Source organism: Demequina muriae (assembly GCF_030418295.1).
GTDB lineage: Bacteria > Actinomycetota > Actinomycetes > Actinomycetales > Demequinaceae > Demequina > Demequina muriae.
Genome location: NZ_JAUHQA010000001.1, coordinates 2450740 through 2465870, shown reverse-complemented (window position 1 = coordinate 2465870; position 15131 = coordinate 2450740). Strand labels below are relative to the sequence as shown.

The following is a 15131-nucleotide window of genomic DNA, read 5'->3' as shown; positions in this document are numbered from 1 at the left end:
GCATACAATGAACCCGTGTCCGAGACCCTGATCGACCCGCTGCTCGGCCGTCTGATCGACGGCCGGTACGAGGTGCGCGAAAGGGTGGCCGCGGGCGGCATGGCCACGGTCTACGTCGCCTTCGACAAGCGACTGGAGCGCGACGTCGCGCTCAAGATCATGCATCAGCACCTCGCCGCCGATGCCAGCGAGGCCGACTTCGTCTCGCGGTTCCGGCGCGAGGCCAAGTCCGCGGCACGTCTCACCCACCCTGGCATGGTGCGCGTGTACGACCAGGGCGTCGACGGCGACCTCTCGTACCTCACCATGGAGTACGTCGACGGCGAGAACCTGCGTGAACGCGTCACCCAGGAGGGCACGCTGGCGGTCGGCGAGGCGCTCGCGATCACCGATGCCGTCCTCGACGCCCTTGCCGCCGCGCATCGTCAAGGACTCGTGCACCGGGACGTCAAGCCTGAGAATGTGCTGCTGGATGAGTCCGGTCGGCCCAAGCTCGCCGACTTCGGCCTCGCGCGCGCTGTCACCGAGGTCACCAGCACGTCGACCGGCATGCTGCTCGGCACCGTCGCGTACCTCGCTCCTGAGCTCGTCGCGGACGGCGACGCCGATGCGCGCGCGGACGTGTACTCGTGCGGGATCCTTCTCTACGAGATGGTCACGGGGCGTCAGCCCTTCACGGCGGAGACTGCGCTCGGCGTGGCGTCTCGCCACGTCCACGAGGACATGCCGGCCCCGTCCGCCACCGTGCCATGGCTTCCAGTGGAGTTCGACGAACTCGTCGCCGTCATGACCGCTCGCGACCCTCAGGGCCGCCCGGCCGATGCCGCCGCGGCCCTGGTCCTGGTGCGCCACGCTCGCTCGCTCATCGACGACCCCACCCTGGATCGCCGCGCGGAGCCGCCGTCTGGCGCCGTCCCCATCGTCCACGACGACGGCGCCACTACCGTGCTGTCCGACGCGCCGTCCGGCTCGACCATCGCCCTCCCCATCGGCTTGGGGGGCGCAGCGGCGCTTGTCGCTGGTGGGGACGCCGAGATCCTGGACGACGACCCCGACGCGATCGAGCCTGAGCGGCCGAATCGCCGCACGGGCTGGTGGATCGGCGCCGTCCTCGCGACCCTCGTCGTGCTCGGCGGACTCGGGCTGTGGTGGTACACGTCCATCGGGCCCGGCGCCTACACCACGGTCCCGTCGGTCCAGAGCCAGACAGAGGCGGACGCGACCGCGTCACTCGAGGCGCTCGGATTCGTGGTGACCACCGACGAAGAGTTTGACGACGTGATCGCCGAGGGCATCGCGATCGGCACCGATCCGCAGGAGCAGGCACGCCTGCTCAACGGGTCAGACATCACCCTGATCGTGTCCCAGGGCGCTCGGCAGGAGACCATCCCCGAGGTCGTGGGGCTGCAGGAGAGCGAGGCCCTTGCGGCGCTGGGAGACGCGGGCTTCCCTGTGGGCGACCCCACATTCGAGTATTCGGACACGATCCCCGAGGGCGAAGTGATGGCGTCCACGCCTGCGCAGGGCGAGACGGTGCGCCACGACAAGGAGGTCTCGCTCGAGCTCTCCGACGGTCCCGCGCCGATCACCATTCCCGATGTCGTCGGGTCCACCGAGTCCGCAGCCATCGACGCCCTCGAGGAGGACGCCCTGGTGGTGACGGTGGAACGTGAGCGCACGCCGGACGCTCCCAAGGGTGAGGTGTTCCGCCAGAACCCGGAGGCCGGAGCGGACGGAATCCGCACCCAGGAGGTCACCATCTGGGTCTCGGACGGCCCCCCATTGGTCGAGCTGTCCGACTACACGTTCAACACCGTCGAACGTGCTCGCGACGAACTCGAGGGTCTCGGCCTGAACGTCAACCTCGAAGCCGACAACCCGTGGCCGTGGACCACCCCGGAGTTCGTCGTGGGCCAGCGGCCTGCGGCCGGAACCCAGCTCGAAGTGGGCTCGACCGTCACGCTCGTCTACGACAGCTGACACGAAGCCTGAGCGCGAGCCACTCCCCCGCGCCGCTTCTGGCCTCGCCGTGCCACCTCGCAGCGCCACAGCGCCACAGCGCCACTTCGCAACGCGCCACAGCGCGCCGGGCTGCCGCGAGGCCTTGATGCGCCCCGCGACGCCCGTCTGGGGCGCCCGGCTACCGCGCGCTGAGAAGCTCAGAGACCTGGAACGCGAGCTCCAGTGACTGCTGGTGATTCAGTCGCGGGTCGACCTTGGTCTCATAGCGACGCGCCAGGCCCTCGTCGTCGATGTCCTCGGTGCCGCCCATCACCTCGGTGACGTCGTCTCCGGTCAGCTCGACGTGCATGCCACCGGGAATGGTCCCCGCGGCGCGGTGCACCTCGAAGAAGCCGGTGACCTCGTCCAGGATCGTGTCGAAGCGGCGGGTCTTGTATCCCGACTCCGACGTGAAGGTGTTGCCGTGCATCGGGTCCGTGAGCCACGTCACCGCGAGGCCAGCGTCACGCACCGCCTCCACCAGCGGGGGCAGTGCGTCACGCACCTTGTCGGCGCCCATGCGCGCGACGAACGTGAGCCTGCCGGGGACGTTGTCTGGGTTCAGACGCTCGGCGAGCGCCACGGCGTCGGCGCCTGTGGCCGTCGGGCCCAGCTTGACGCCGATGGGGTTGGCGATTTTCGACATGAACTCGACGTGCGCGCCGTCCAGCTCACGCGTCCTCTCGCCGATCCACAGGAAGTGGCCCGAGCAGTCGTACGGCAGACCGGTGCGCGAATCGATGCGCGTGAGCGCGCGCTCATAGTCGAGCAGCAGCGCCTCGTGGCTCGCGAACAGGTCCACGGTCTTGAGCGCATCGAAGTCGCCGCCTGCGGCGCCCATGAAGCGCACCGCGCGGTCGATCTGCGCGGCCACCTTCTCGTATCTCGCGTACGCGGGGTTGGCGGCGAAGCCCTTGTTCCACGCATGAACGCGGCGCAGATCCGCGAAGCCACCGTGAGTGAACGCCCTGATGAGATTCAAGGTCGACGCGGACACGTGGTAGGCGTCCATGAGGCGCTCGGGATTGGGGATCCGGGCCTCTTCGGTGAATGCCGAGGAGTTGACGATGTCGCCACGGTACGTCGGCAGCGTGACGCCGTCACGGGTCTCCGTGTCGGCCGATCGAGGCTTGGCGTACTGGCCGGCCATGCGTCCGATCTTGATGACAGGCGTGGAGGCGCCGTAGGTCAGGATCACCGCCATCTGGAGGATCGTCTTGATCTTGTTGCGGATGCGGTCCGCGGTCGCCTCGGCGAAGATCTCTGCGCAGTCGCCTCCCTGCAGCACGAACGCTTCGCCCCGGCCTGCGGCCGCGAGGTGGTCGCGCAGCACATCGGCCTCGCCGGCGAACACCAGCGGGGGCACCTGCCTCAGGCGTTCCGTGGTGCGCGCGAGCGCATCCTGATCAGGCCATGCCGGCTGCTGCTTCGCCTCGAACTGGAGGTAGGAATCAGCGCCGGCGGCCGCGAGGGCTGCCTCAGTCATCGTCTCAGGCCTGGCCGATCTCGCTCAGGGTGCGGGTGTACCAGGGCGTCGTGACGTCGAAGGCCTTGTGCCCCGCGATGCGCGGGAATGCGATCGCCTTGAGGCGGCCGCCGTCCTCCTCGTCGTGACCAATTACGCCGGACTCGCCGCGCAGCGCGCACTCGACCCCGTAGTCGGTCATGGACTTGATGAGGCGCAGGTCCTGGGCGTTGGCCTTCGCGGAGCGCGAGAAGTACCCGGACTTCTGCACCATGACCTTTTCGGCGCCGATGCGCTCGGCGAACTGCTTCGCGAACCACTGACCCGGGTTGATCTCGTCCAAGCGCACGTGGCCGAACGGGTCACGAGCGACCTCGCCGCCCGCCGCCTCGATCTGCTTGATGATCTCGGGCACGCCTGCGCCCTCCGACAGGAAGATGTTGACGTTGCCGACCTCGTCCATGACCGTCTTGAGACGCTCGGCCTCAGCATCGAGGTCGATCGACTGCTCAGGCAGGTACAGACCGTGAATCTCCCACCGCTCACGTGACAGGCCGATCTCGGGCACGAACTCGAGGCCGTCGAGCCACTCGCGGTACTTGAGGGCCGATGCGGCAGTGAGCCATCCACACGCGCGGCCCATGACCTCGTGCACGATCAGCATGCGAGGCCCCGAGCGGTGCTCGCCGATGACGTTCTGTGCGAAGACGCTCGCCTGCTCCGCGGCGCTCCACGCGCCCAGCGACTGGCGGATCGGCACCACGTCGTTGTCAATGGTCTTGGGAAGGCCCACGACGGTGAGCTCGTAGCCGTTGTCGTGCAGGTACGCGGCGAGATCCGCCGCCGTGGTGTTGGTGTCGTCGCCGCCGATGGTGTGGAGCACGTCGACCCCATCGGTCTTGAGCTGCTCCGCGGCGACCTCGAGCGGGTTCTGGCCCTCCTGCACCAGACCGCGCTTGACGCAGTCCTCGGCATTGGTGAGCTTGACGCGCGAGTTGCCGATCGGCGAACCGCCGAAGTCGTGAAGGATGCCCGCCTTCTCCCGCACCACGTCCGTGACGGTGGTGTACTTGCCCTGCAGCAGTCCCCAGTAGCCGTGCTCGTACGCGATGATCTCGACCTCGGGTGCGATCTCCGTGTAGCGGCCGATGAGGCCGCCGACGGCGGAGGACAGACACGGGGCGAAACCGCCTGCAGTAAGCAGAGCGACACGACGGACCGACATGGTGAACCTTTCGTGGTGGGTTGGCGTCCCGCTCATTCTAGGGGGACTCGTTCGGGTCGATGGGCGGGGTCTGCCCGCGCTCGAGTTCAAGCTTGTACCGTGCCGCATCGCGGTCCACGTACTCCTGGCCCGACAGCTCCTGGATCGCCTTCATGACGCCGTCGGTCACCTCGCGCAGGGCCTCGCGGTCCTCCTGACGGCCCGCGTAGGCGTCGAGGCGCAGCGGTGGCCCGAATCGCACGCCGATGTCGGTGCGGCTGGGCACCTTCTGGCCGATGGGCTGGGCGACGTCGGTGCCGATCATCGCGAGCGGGATGATCGGCACGCCCGCCTCGATCGCCATCCGTGCGATTCCGGTCTTTCCCCGGTAGAGACGGCCGTCCGGACTGCGCGTGCCCTCGGGGTAGATGCCGAGAAGCTGGCCCGACTGCAATACCTGCAGTCCGGTGCGCAGCGCCGCCTCTGAGGCCCGTCCGCCGCCTCGGTGCACGGGAATCGTTCCCACGCCCTCCATGAAGGCGCGAGTGGCGTAGCCCTTGAATCCCTTGCCGGTGAAGTACTCCTGCTTGCCCAGGAACACGACCTTGCGCGAGATCACCAGCGGGAGGAAGAACGAGTCCGAGACCGCGAGGTGGTTCGACGCGAGGATCGCGCCGCCGGCCTCAGGAACGTGTTCGACGCCTTCGACCCATGGGCGGTAGTAGCCCTTCAGGGGTGGGCCGATCAGCACATGCTTGAACAGCGTGTAGTAAGCGCTCATCGGCAGACGGTCTCGACTTCCTGTTCCTGGTCGGTCGTGGATGGTCCCTGACGTCAATCCTGCGTGTGCGGCGCCTCTCGCGCGAGCGCAGCGGCGCCCACAATACCGGCGTCGTTGCCCATCGCCGCCGCCACGATGGGCGCAACGGGCCGATGCCCCAGCGCGGGGAGGTTCTCCGAATAGGACGTGCGGGCGGGAGCGAGCATGAGGTCGCCGGCGGCGATCACCCCGCCGCCCACCACGAATGACTCCGGGTCGAGCACTGCGGCGAGCGAGGCGCAGCCCGCGCCGATCCACTCCCCCAGCTCGGCGAGCAGCTCGATGCCCAGCTCGTCGCCGTCGGCGGCGGCGCGGGTGACGTCGGGACCGGTGATGGAGGCCGGGTCACCGCCGGCAAGCGCCAGCAGACCGGCAGCACGGACGGGGCGCTCCCGCGCCGCCCGGCGCGCTTCGCGCACCAGTGCCGACCCTGACGCGTACTGCTCCCAGCAGCCGCGGTGGCCGCAGCCGCAGGGGTGACCGCCGGGCTGCACGCGCACGTGCCCGAGCTCCGCCGCGAAGCCGTACGCACCGCGCACCAGTTGGCCCTCGGAGATGATCGCAGCGCCGAGGCCGGTGCCGATGGTGAGCATGACCATGTCACGCACCTCGCGTCCGGCGCCGTAGCGGTACTCGCCCCAGCCCGCGGCATTCGCGTCGTTCTCGACCACGACGTGGAGATCCTCGCGGCCGATGAGTGCCTCGACGCGTTCGGCCAACGGGTACTCGCGCCACGCGATGTTGGGGGCGAACAGCACGCGGCGGCGGTCGGAGGAGACGAACCCGGCGGCGGCGAGTCCCACGTGATGGAACTCGTGGCGCTCTGCCAGCTCCGCGACCGCATCGGCGATCGCCGCATCGATGCTGGCGGCGTCTTCCGGCTGTGTCGCGCGGCGGGTCTTCTCAACGATTCGACCTTCGTCGTCGACCACGCCGACGGCGATCTTCGTGCCGCCGATGTCTACGCCGATCGCGTGCATGAACGGTGCTCCCTGGATGCTCGGTTGACTCTGGGAAGAGGGTATCGTGAGCGCCACCATCCCGAATGCCAATGGAGACACCATGGGAAGCCCGGCGATCGACTACCCACCCAGCATCATCGCGCTCGTGAGCGCAGCCTGGACCACGCACGCGAACAAGGTCGTGCTGCGGTACCCCGACGCCGATGACGAGTGGATCGATGTCACCGGCGCCCAGGCGCAGGCGCACGTCAATGCCGTCGCCAAGGGGCTCATCGCCACAGGTGTCTCGGCCGGTGATCGCGTCGCCATCTACTCTCGCACTCGATATGAGTGGACGGTCCTCGACTTCGCCATCATGTCCGCGGGAGCGATCCCCGTGCCGATCTACGACACGTCGTCGACGCCCCAGGTCGATTGGATCACCTCGGACGCCGAGGTCAGCGTGGTGATCGCCGAGACTCAGGAGCACGCCGCTCGTGCGGCGTCCGTCGCGGCCGACGCCGAGAGCCCGATCACGCGCGTGCTCGTCATCGACGACGGCGCGCTCGACGACCTCGCTCTCGCGGGGGCATCCGTCACCGACGACGAGCTGGCGGCCCGCATCGCGACCGTGGGCCACGACTCGCTCGCGACCATCATGTACACGTCAGGCACCACGGGTCGGCCCAAGGGGGTGCGGCTCACCCACTTCTCCTACGTCCGCCACATTGCGGGCATCCACGACGAGATGCGGCCGGTGCTGTTCGGCGAAGGCGCCTCTACCGTGCTGTTCCTCACGCTCGCACACTCCTTGGCCCGCCTGGTGCAGATCGCCTTGGTCGCGTCGGGAATGTGCATCGGCTACTGCTCCGATCCGTCCAAGCTCGTGCCCGCGATGCAGAGCTTCCACCCCTCGCTGGTGCTGGCCGTGCCGCGGGTCTTCGAGAAGGTCTACAACTCGGCAGAGCAGAAGGCCGCCGCCGGCGGCAAGGTGCGCGTCTTCCGGTGGGCGGCGAAGCAGGCCATCGACTACTCCAAGGCTCTCGACACCGAGGAAGGCCCCGGGTTCGGGCTGCGCATGCGTCACAAGGCGGCCGATGCGCTCGTGCTGAGCAAGATTCGCGACGTCCTGGGCGGGCGTGCGGGGTGGGCCATCTCCGGGTCGGCTCCGCTGGGCGACCGGCTGGGCCACTTCTACCGAGGACTCGGTCTCACCGTGCTCGAGGGTTACGGCCTCACCGAGACCAACGCGGCATCACACGTCAACCGGCCCGAGCTCGCGAAGATCGGCACCGTCGGCCCGCCGCTGCCGGGGATCGAGGTGCGCATCGCGGACGACGGCGAGATCCTGCTGCGCGGCGAGCAGCTGTTCGAGGGCTATCACCACAACGCCGATGCCACCGCCGAGGTCGTCGTCGACGGGTGGTTCCACACCGGTGACATCGGGGCCCAGGACGACGACGGCTACCTCACCATCACCGGTCGCAAGAAGGAGCTGATCGTGACGGCCGGCGGCAAGAACGTCGCGCCCGCCGAGCTCGAGGACCGGATCCGTGCGTATGCACTCGTCAGTCAGTGCGTGGTCGTGGGCGACGCGCGGCCCTTCATCGCGGCGCTCATCACGATCGACGCGGACGCGCTGCCCGGGTGGCTCCAGAGCAAGGGCATCGATCCCATGACCCCCGCAGAGGCCGCGAAGGACGACAGGGTGCTCGCACGCATCCAGAAGGCCGTCGACCGGGCGAACACCGCGGTCTCGCGGGCCGAGTCGATCCGCGCCTTCCGCGTGCTCGACGGCGACCTCACGATCGACAACGGCATGCTGACGCCATCGCTCAAGGTCAAGCGCGCTCGCGTGCTGGACACCTATGGCGACGTGATCGAAGAGCTCTACGCCGCCAAGCGCGCCGACTGACACCGCAGCCACCGGGAGTGCCGTGAGCCCGCGCCCCGCGCGAGCTGCCCGATGGCGGGTGCCCAGGCGTGACGTCGCGGATCGTCAGCTGGCGACGCTGGAGCGCACCAGTCGCAACGGAGGCACGAGGCCTCCCTCGACGAGCGCGTCCACCGCTGCCGCCTGGTCGTCGTCCATCTCGACCGGCTGCGGCTGTCGCACCGGGATCGTGAGGAACGACACCGCGCAGTCGCCGCAGGCCTTGCCCCGGACTTCGCATGTATCGCAATCGATGATCATGACTCCGACGCTAGGAGCGACCTCTGACATCGCGGGGCGAGAGGGCGTCGGCGTGCGGTGTCACAGGCACCACGTAGCGTCAGCATCATGACAGTGGCGGTGCAGGGCAGCCTCGAAGAGATCGGCGAGCCGTTGTCGGCGACCACCTTCGTGGTCGTCGACCTCGAGACCACCGGAGGGTCCCCACGCGACTGCGAGATCACGGAGATCGGCGCCGTCAAGACACGCGGCGGCGAGGTGGTCGGTGAGTTCCAGACCCTCGTCGACCCCGGGGGGCCGATCCCTCCGTACATCGTCGCGCTGACGGGCATCACCGACGCCATGGTCGTGGCCGCCCCGCCCATCGCGCAGGTGCTGCCCAGCTTCCTCGAGTTCCTCGGCGACGCCGTGCTGGTCGCCCACAATGCCCGCTTCGACGTGGGCTTCCTGAAAGAGGCATGCCGTCGTCACGGCTACGCCTGGCCCGCCCCCGAGATCGTCGACACGGTGCTGCTCGCGCGCCGCGCCACGACCAAGGAGGAGGCGCCCAACAAGAAGCTCGTGACGCTGGCGCGCGTGTTCGGCACCCGGGTCACGCCCAACCACCGGGCTCTCGAGGACGCACGCGCCACCTCCGAGGTGCTGCACGGAATGCTCGAGCGACTCGCGGCCTTCGGCATCACCCACCGCGAGGATCTCGACTCGCTGCGCAACCCCATGCCCAGCGCGCTGCGACGCAAGGCCACCATGGCAGATCGCGTGCCAGCGAAGCCGGGGGTGTACACCTTCTGCGGGCCACTCGGCGAACGCCTCTACGTGGGGACGTCCCGCAACCTGCGCGCGCGCGTCAAGTCGTACTTCACGAGCAGCGAGAGCCGCCGTGGCATCCGCGACATGCTCGCACTCGCGGTCGACGTCGACACCGTGGTGTGCCCCACGCAGCTCGAGGCCACCATCCTCGAAGTGCGCATGATCGACCAGTGGCGACCTCGGTACAACCGCAGGTCGGCACGCCCGGAGCGGACCGCGTGGCTGCGTCTCACTGACGAGCGCTACCCGCGCCTGTCCGCGGTGAAGTCCGCCTACGGCGAGCCCTCGTGGCTGGGGCCGATGCGCTCGATGGCGGACGCACGCCTCGCCGCATCGGCGCTCGAGCAGGCGATCGGCATACGCACGTGCACGACGCGACTCACGATCGTGCCGCGCGCCGACGCGCGTGCGTGCATCCTGAAGGACCTCGGTGCGTGCACCGCCCCGTGCATACGGGGAGAGGAGTCCGGCTACGACGTGACCCTGCTCGCTGCACGTGACGCGCTCGACCGCGACGTCTCCCCCGTCGTGGAGGCGATGCGACGCGAGGTCGCCTCTCGTGCCGAGCGGCTCGAGTACGAGCGTGCGGGCGAACTGCGGGATGCCCTCAGCGCACTCGTGGATGGCGCGATGAGGCGGGACCGGCTCGCTGCTCTGCGCGCGTGCCGACTGGTGGCGGTGCGTCGCGTGGATGAGGCGTGGGAGCTCGCCTCGTTCTCCCACGGTGCGCTCGCGGGATCCACCCGGGTCGAGAGCGGCGTCTGGGACGCGGCGGATGAGCTTCGCACCCGCTGGGATGCGCTCGAGATCGATGCCGCGCTCGTCGAGGAGCAGGAGATCGCGCTGAGGTGGCTCGAGCGACCGGGAACCCGGCTGCTGTACGTCGACGGCGAGTGGTCATCCCCCGTCACGGGGGCCGGACGACACCGGCACTGGGTGGACGCCCGCCGCTCCGACCACGACTCGAGAGTCGGGTCGGAGCGGCGCTGACGCCGACACCCCCTGCGGCGGCGCCCCGATGGCGTCCGGCGTCAGCGCTCCGCGAGGGCGCCCTGACGCCGGACCACCATCGCGCTGCCCACGAGCACCAGGAGGAGTGCAATGCTCGCCGGCAACAGGTATCCCTCCGCGCCCGTGGAGGACAGTGCGCCGTCAGCGGCGAGCACGGTGAGCGCCGCCCAACCGATCAGCGATCCGTCCGCCGCGTACACCGCGAGGGTGTGCTCCCCGGGCGCAGTGTCGAGCGGAATCGTCACGCGGATGTTCCCGTCCGCATCGGCGATCGACTGCCCGATGAGTGAGGGCTCCGAGTAGAGGAACGTCTGCGTCGCCTCCCCGGCGAGCTCCTCTCCGAGCCCCACGGTGATGGTCTCGCCCGCGCGCGCCGTGGCAGGGACGTCGATGCCGCCGTCGTCGCTGTCTCGGACCTCGTCCTCGGACAGCGGACCGTCGTCGCCGCCGCCGGATCCATCTCCGGCCCCGCCGTCGCTGTCGCCGCCTCCGGCGCCGTCACCGTCACCGTCACCAGGCTGGCCGACGTCCTCGGCCGCGACCAGCTGCGCTACGCCCCACCGAGCCGTCGACTGGTAGCCGGCGCCCGTGGGGTCCGCCCAGTTGCGAATCGCCTGGCGCGCACCGTTCTCGGCGCTGTTGACCTGGAAGTCGACGCCGTGGAAGGTGCCGACGCCTCCATACTCGAGCAACGAGACGGCCACCTCCACTGCCCATCCACCGTCGATGAGCGTCGTCGCCGACTCGACGCGGTTCGCCTGGAACGTCTCGTCCCCCGCACCGAAGGACACGACGTTGTCGGCATTCACGCGGATCTGCGTGTCGTCGTACCGATAGGAGCCGTTCTTGAAGTTGCCTCCATCGACATAGAGCTCGACCGAATCGTGAGTCCACGGGTCCGATCCCGTGGTGTCGACGTCGGCGTCGGGGATCTCGGCGTAGATGTAGAGGGTGTTGTCGCGCCACAGCGTGCGGAACTCCCCTGGCGCGGTGCCGCTGCCCTCGACCGCCTTGTCGGTCGTGACCACGGGCGCCGCGTCCCACGCCTGCTCGGGGCTGCCGTCGATGACCAGTGCCTGGTCGGTCTCGGGCACCTCGAGGTACGACAGCGCCTCGACGAGCGTCACGGTGCCGGTCGCTCCGGGCGTGTTCCACCCTGAGGTCTCGGCGCCATCCACGATCCGCACATCGAAGTCCACGGTGTCGGATTCTCCGGCACCGACCAGCGGCAGGTGCACCACCGCGTCGTAGCCTCCAGTGGTCGCGGTCACGACGGCATCGGCATCGCCGTCGCCCTCGCGATCGATGGCGTAATCGGTGCCGTCCAGCGTGAACTCAAGACCATCGCTCGCGTCCACCGAGTCGTCGTCCACCGAGACGAATACCGTCAGATGATCCTCGGCCCAGCGGAACTGGAAGTCCCCGCGTCCCTCGACGGGCAGCAGCGGCAGTCGCTCCCAGATCGGCGACGTCGTGGCATCTCCGTCCAGCTCCACCGAGCCAGCGAAGGCGTTGGCGGTGCGCAGGCGAGGGGGCAGCGGCTGCTCCGTCGCGGAGCCCTCGACGATGCCGTAGTACGCGGGCTTCGCCTGCAGGTCATCGTCGAAGACCAGAGGTCCACCGTTGGCGTCGCGCCACGACCGCGAGTCGATCAGGCCCCAGATCGTGACGCTGTACAGCTCGCTCGCATAGGTGCGGAAGATGTCGAAGGCGTCGCGGTAGTAGTAGCCCTGATCGATGAACTTCGCCGACGACTCCGGAGTGCCGGTCGTCACGTCCAGTTCGGTCACGGCCTGCGTCAGACCCCGACCGCTCGCGTCGACGATCGCGTCCTGCAGTGCAGACACGGGCAGCGACAGGTTGACGTGGAACTGGTGTCCGATGCCGTCGATCGGCGCTCCACGGGCGATCACGCGGTCGATGAGCGCGAGGTAGCGTGACCGCTTGCCCGACTGCTCCGTGTTGTAGTCGTTGATGAACATCGTCACCGAGTCGGCGGAGCCGTAGACGTCGTTGAACGCCTCATCCGCGAAGCGGAACGCGTCGTCGACGAACGTCTCGCCGAGGATCCGATACCACTCGGAGCGGCGCATGCCGTCGGCGTACGCCGCAGAGTCATCGATCACCTCGTTGACGACGTCCCACGCCACCACCGGGTTGCCTGCCCCGTACTCTCCCCACTGGCTCAGGTACTCCGCCACGTTGAAGATGTGAGTGCGCATCCGCTCCCGCAGCAGCGCCTGGTCGTCGGCCGAGTCCGTCAGCGGTGCTCCCGACTCGTCCTCGAAGAACCACGCCGGCGTCTGGCTGTGCCAGACGAGCACGTGGCCGTACATCGACAGGTCGTTGTCGACCGCGAAGTCCATGAGGGAGTCGATCTCCGTGGCGTTCGGCGCCCAGTTGCCGTCGGCGTCGTACCAGGCCTCAGGCTTCATGAAGTTCTCGGCGCTGATCTGGTTGAAGTGGCGCAGCAGCAGGTCCGCTGGCGCTCCCACCGTCTCGCGTGAGTCGATGGCCACACCGGCCGGGAACGGGACCGTGTCCTTGATCGGTGTCAGGTCCTCGATCACTGCGGGCTCCGGCACGACTGCCGAGATGTCGTCCATGTAGAACGTGGACGTGTTGCCCTTGGCGCCGCCGTCGTACGCGGTCTCGAAGTAGAGCCACGCCTGGGTGCCCTCCGCGACGGCCGGCATCGTGAACGTCGCCGTGGCAGTCGCCCAGCCGCTGTTCGAGAACGTCACGTCCGCGAACTGCGACAGCGTGTTGAAGGCCTGTCCGTTCTGCAGCGTCATCCAGATGTCTCCGGGCTGCTCGCCGTCAGCGAATCGGAATGAACCGGTCACCCGGTATTGGGCCCCGGCCACCAGCTCATCGGTCACCTCGTAGCGGATGCCGTCGCCCTGCGCGTTGCGGCCCGAGACCTTTGCTGAATGCGTGGGGCTCGCGGACTGCTCCTCGGTGAGTTCGACAGTGGGGACGCCGGGAAGCGCTCCGCCCTCGTCCTCCTCGGACCAGCCGCTGTCGCGCAGCTGCCATCCGTCCAGCGATCCGTTCTCGAAGTCAGTGCTGAACGCGACGGTTCCAGGCGCGGGGCCGTCGCCATCGACACACGGCGCAGACACCGTGATGTCGTCCACCCGATAGTCGTCCGTCGAGGCGACTTCGATGTACGCCCGTGCCGTGCCGATGGACGCCTCGTCGAAGGTCCACGTTCCCGTGACAGTGGTCCATTCACCCGCTGTGACCGACGCGGTGCCGGCCCAGTTGTAGGTGTCCTGGGTCGACTCGTCATACGCGATCCACCGCACGTCCGCATCGGCGGTCAGCAGCACCTCGGCGCTGAACGAGTACACGACCCCCGACTCGAACTCGCCTGTTGGCGACTGGATGCCAAAGTGCGTCGCCGTGCGGTCCGTGACCTCAAGCACCTGATCGCCAGCGTCGTCCACGACGGTCAGCGTGGCCGCGTCGTTGGCGATCCACGATCCGGTGGTGCCGTCTTCGAAGTCGATGCTGGTGAGCGGCTCGCACGGCTCCGGCTCCGTCACCGCACCGGCGCCACTGATCTGCACATCGTCCACGAGGAAGCTGGCCGTCGCATCGGCCGCCTCGAGATACAGCACCGATGGCGCGTCGCCGTCGATCACGGAGTACGTGCCGCAGAGGTTCACCCATGCGGCCCCGTCCACGGCGGTGGCCGGTGTGACCTCGGTGTACGTGTCGTCCGTGCCGTCGTTGCCCTGCACGGTCATCTTGAGGGTCGTCCCCGCGGCGGCGTCCGCCGGGAGCTTCACCCACGCGGACACGGTGTAGGTGCCCTCGGTGAAGACCGATGCGACGGGCAGCTGAGTCCCGTGCCAGTTCTGGGTGCGTCCCGTCACCGCGAGCGACTGCGCGCCCGTGTGCGCCTCGGCGTCGGTCACGACCGCCGTGGCTGCGCCTCGGCCCTGCCAGCCGTTCACGCCCTCCTCGAAGCCATGCGTGGCCAGCACCTCGCCGGTGGGCGGGCACAGCTCGCCCTCGCCCCCGGCATCGTCGGTGCCGGTGGTGACCACGAAGTCGTCGACCAGAAGGTCCACACCCGCGGGCGCCGCCACGTAGACGTTGGTGTTGGCGGCACCGGGCGTGTAGGTGCCCACGAGCGTGGTCCACGCCGATGCCGTGACGTCCGCGCTGGCATCTGCACCAATGATGGCCGAGTACGAGACGTTGTCGGCGATCGCGACGGTGGTCGGCGAGTCGTCCGGGCTTCCCAGCCGCACCCGCACGCTCACCGAGTGCTCCACTCCTTCGACGAGCATCTCGCCGGCGCCGGGCGTCGAGACCGAGAAGTAGTTCTCGGTGCGTTCGGTGAGACTGAGCACGGTGTTCTCGGCATCGTCCGGATCTGCGACGAATGCCTCGGGGCCGAACTCCGAGTAGCCGCTCGGCCACAGTTGGCCGATGCTTCCTGACTCGAAGTCCTCCGACAGCACCGTCGTGACCGCGGCGTTCGCCTGGGGGGCGAAGGCGGGGATCACTGCGATGGATGCCAGGGTGATGGCGACTGCTGACGCAGCGGCGACAGGACGAATGGTGAGACGCATGAGGGCGCTCCTTTGCGCGATCGAAACGGCTTCACCCCCACGGAGCGCGCCCACGCGTCAGTGCGTGGAGGCTCCACAGCGGGTGGATTCGAAAACGATAACGACGGCGCGTCCGCA

The 15131-nt window shown here is 68.7% G+C and carries 9 protein-coding genes; 3 read left to right on the top strand and 6 right to left on the bottom strand.

Going from position 1 to position 15131, the window contains the following annotated elements:
• The first annotated feature begins 15 nt into the window (after window positions 1-15).
• Window positions 16-1980 carry a Stk1 family PASTA domain-containing Ser/Thr kinase gene (gene pknB / locus QQX02_RS11605; protein ID WP_301143249.1) on the top strand — a complete coding sequence of 655 codons (1965 nt, stop codon included), beginning with the start codon at window positions 16-18 and terminating at the stop codon, window positions 1978-1980.
• Between the two features lie 160 nt (window positions 1981-2140).
• Here pknB and QQX02_RS11600 read toward each other — a convergent pair whose 3' ends face one another.
• The 4 genes from QQX02_RS11600 to QQX02_RS11585 are packed head-to-tail and all read right to left on the bottom strand — an operon-like array spanning window position 2141 to window position 6470.
• Window positions 2141-3487 carry a class II 3-deoxy-7-phosphoheptulonate synthase gene (locus QQX02_RS11600; protein ID WP_301143248.1) on the bottom strand — a complete coding sequence of 449 codons (1347 nt, stop codon included), beginning with the start codon at window positions 3485-3487 and terminating at the stop codon, window positions 2141-2143.
• A gap of 4 nt (window positions 3488-3491) precedes the next feature.
• Window positions 3492-4691, bottom strand: coding sequence for a pyrophosphate--fructose-6-phosphate 1-phosphotransferase (locus QQX02_RS11595; RefSeq protein WP_301143247.1), 1200 nt, complete (start codon window positions 4689-4691; stop codon window positions 3492-3494).
• Window positions 4692-4728: 37 nt separating this feature from the next.
• Window positions 4729-5451: a lysophospholipid acyltransferase family protein gene (locus QQX02_RS11590; protein ID WP_301143246.1), complete on the bottom strand. Its 723-nt coding sequence runs from the start codon at window positions 5449-5451 to the stop codon at window positions 4729-4731.
• 53 nt (window positions 5452-5504) lie between these two features.
• A complete protein-coding gene (locus QQX02_RS11585; RefSeq protein WP_301143245.1) occupies window positions 5505-6470 on the bottom strand; it encodes an ROK family glucokinase in 966 nt (321 codons plus the stop codon).
• A 46-nt stretch (window positions 6471-6516) separates the two neighbouring features.
• Here QQX02_RS11585 and QQX02_RS11580 point away from each other — a divergent pair, with 46 nt between their 5' ends.
• Entirely contained in the window at window positions 6517-8346 is a 1830-nt protein-coding gene (locus QQX02_RS11580; RefSeq protein ID WP_301143244.1) for an AMP-dependent synthetase/ligase, read from the top strand.
• A gap of 84 nt (window positions 8347-8430) precedes the next feature.
• Here QQX02_RS11580 and QQX02_RS11575 read toward each other — a convergent pair whose 3' ends face one another.
• Window positions 8431-8625, bottom strand: coding sequence for a hypothetical protein (locus tag QQX02_RS11575; RefSeq protein ID WP_301143243.1), 195 nt, complete (start codon window positions 8623-8625; stop codon window positions 8431-8433).
• Between the two features lie 87 nt (window positions 8626-8712).
• Between QQX02_RS11575 and QQX02_RS11570 the strand changes: the two genes are divergently transcribed.
• Window positions 8713-10404 carry a DEDD exonuclease domain-containing protein gene (locus QQX02_RS11570; protein ID WP_301143242.1) on the top strand — a complete coding sequence of 564 codons (1692 nt, stop codon included), beginning with the start codon at window positions 8713-8715 and terminating at the stop codon, window positions 10402-10404.
• A 41-nt stretch (window positions 10405-10445) separates the two neighbouring features.
• Here the strand turns inward: QQX02_RS11570 and QQX02_RS11565 are convergent, their stop codons facing one another.
• Window positions 10446-15014, bottom strand: a complete 4569-nt coding sequence (locus QQX02_RS11565; protein WP_301143241.1) for an endo-1,4-beta-xylanase — start codon at window positions 15012-15014, stop codon at window positions 10446-10448.
• Between the last annotated feature and the right edge of the window lie 117 nt (window positions 15015-15131).

What these genes read in the sequence shown, in the direction of transcription:
- QQX02_RS11600 (WP_301143248.1), bottom strand. Translation starts at nt 3,487, where the DNA reads ATGACTGAGGCAGCCCTCGCGGCCGCCGGCGCTGATTCCTACCTCCAG.
- QQX02_RS11595 (WP_301143247.1), bottom strand. Translation starts at nt 4,691, where the DNA reads ATGTCGGTCCGTCGTGTCGCTCTGCTTACTGCAGGCGGTTTCGCCCCG.
- QQX02_RS11590 (WP_301143246.1), bottom strand. Translation starts at nt 5,451, where the DNA reads ATGAGCGCTTACTACACGCTGTTCAAGCATGTGCTGATCGGCCCACCC.
- QQX02_RS11585 (WP_301143245.1), bottom strand. Translation starts at nt 6,470, where the DNA reads ATGCACGCGATCGGCGTAGACATCGGCGGCACGAAGATCGCCGTCGGC.
- QQX02_RS11575 (WP_301143243.1), bottom strand. Translation starts at nt 8,625, where the DNA reads ATGATCATCGATTGCGATACATGCGAAGTCCGGGGCAAGGCCTGCGGC.
- QQX02_RS11570 (WP_301143242.1), top strand. Translation starts at nt 8,713, where the DNA reads ATGACAGTGGCGGTGCAGGGCAGCCTCGAAGAGATCGGCGAGCCGTTG.
- QQX02_RS11565 (WP_301143241.1), bottom strand. Translation starts at nt 15,014, where the DNA reads ATGCGTCTCACCATTCGTCCTGTCGCCGCTGCGTCAGCAGTCGCCATC.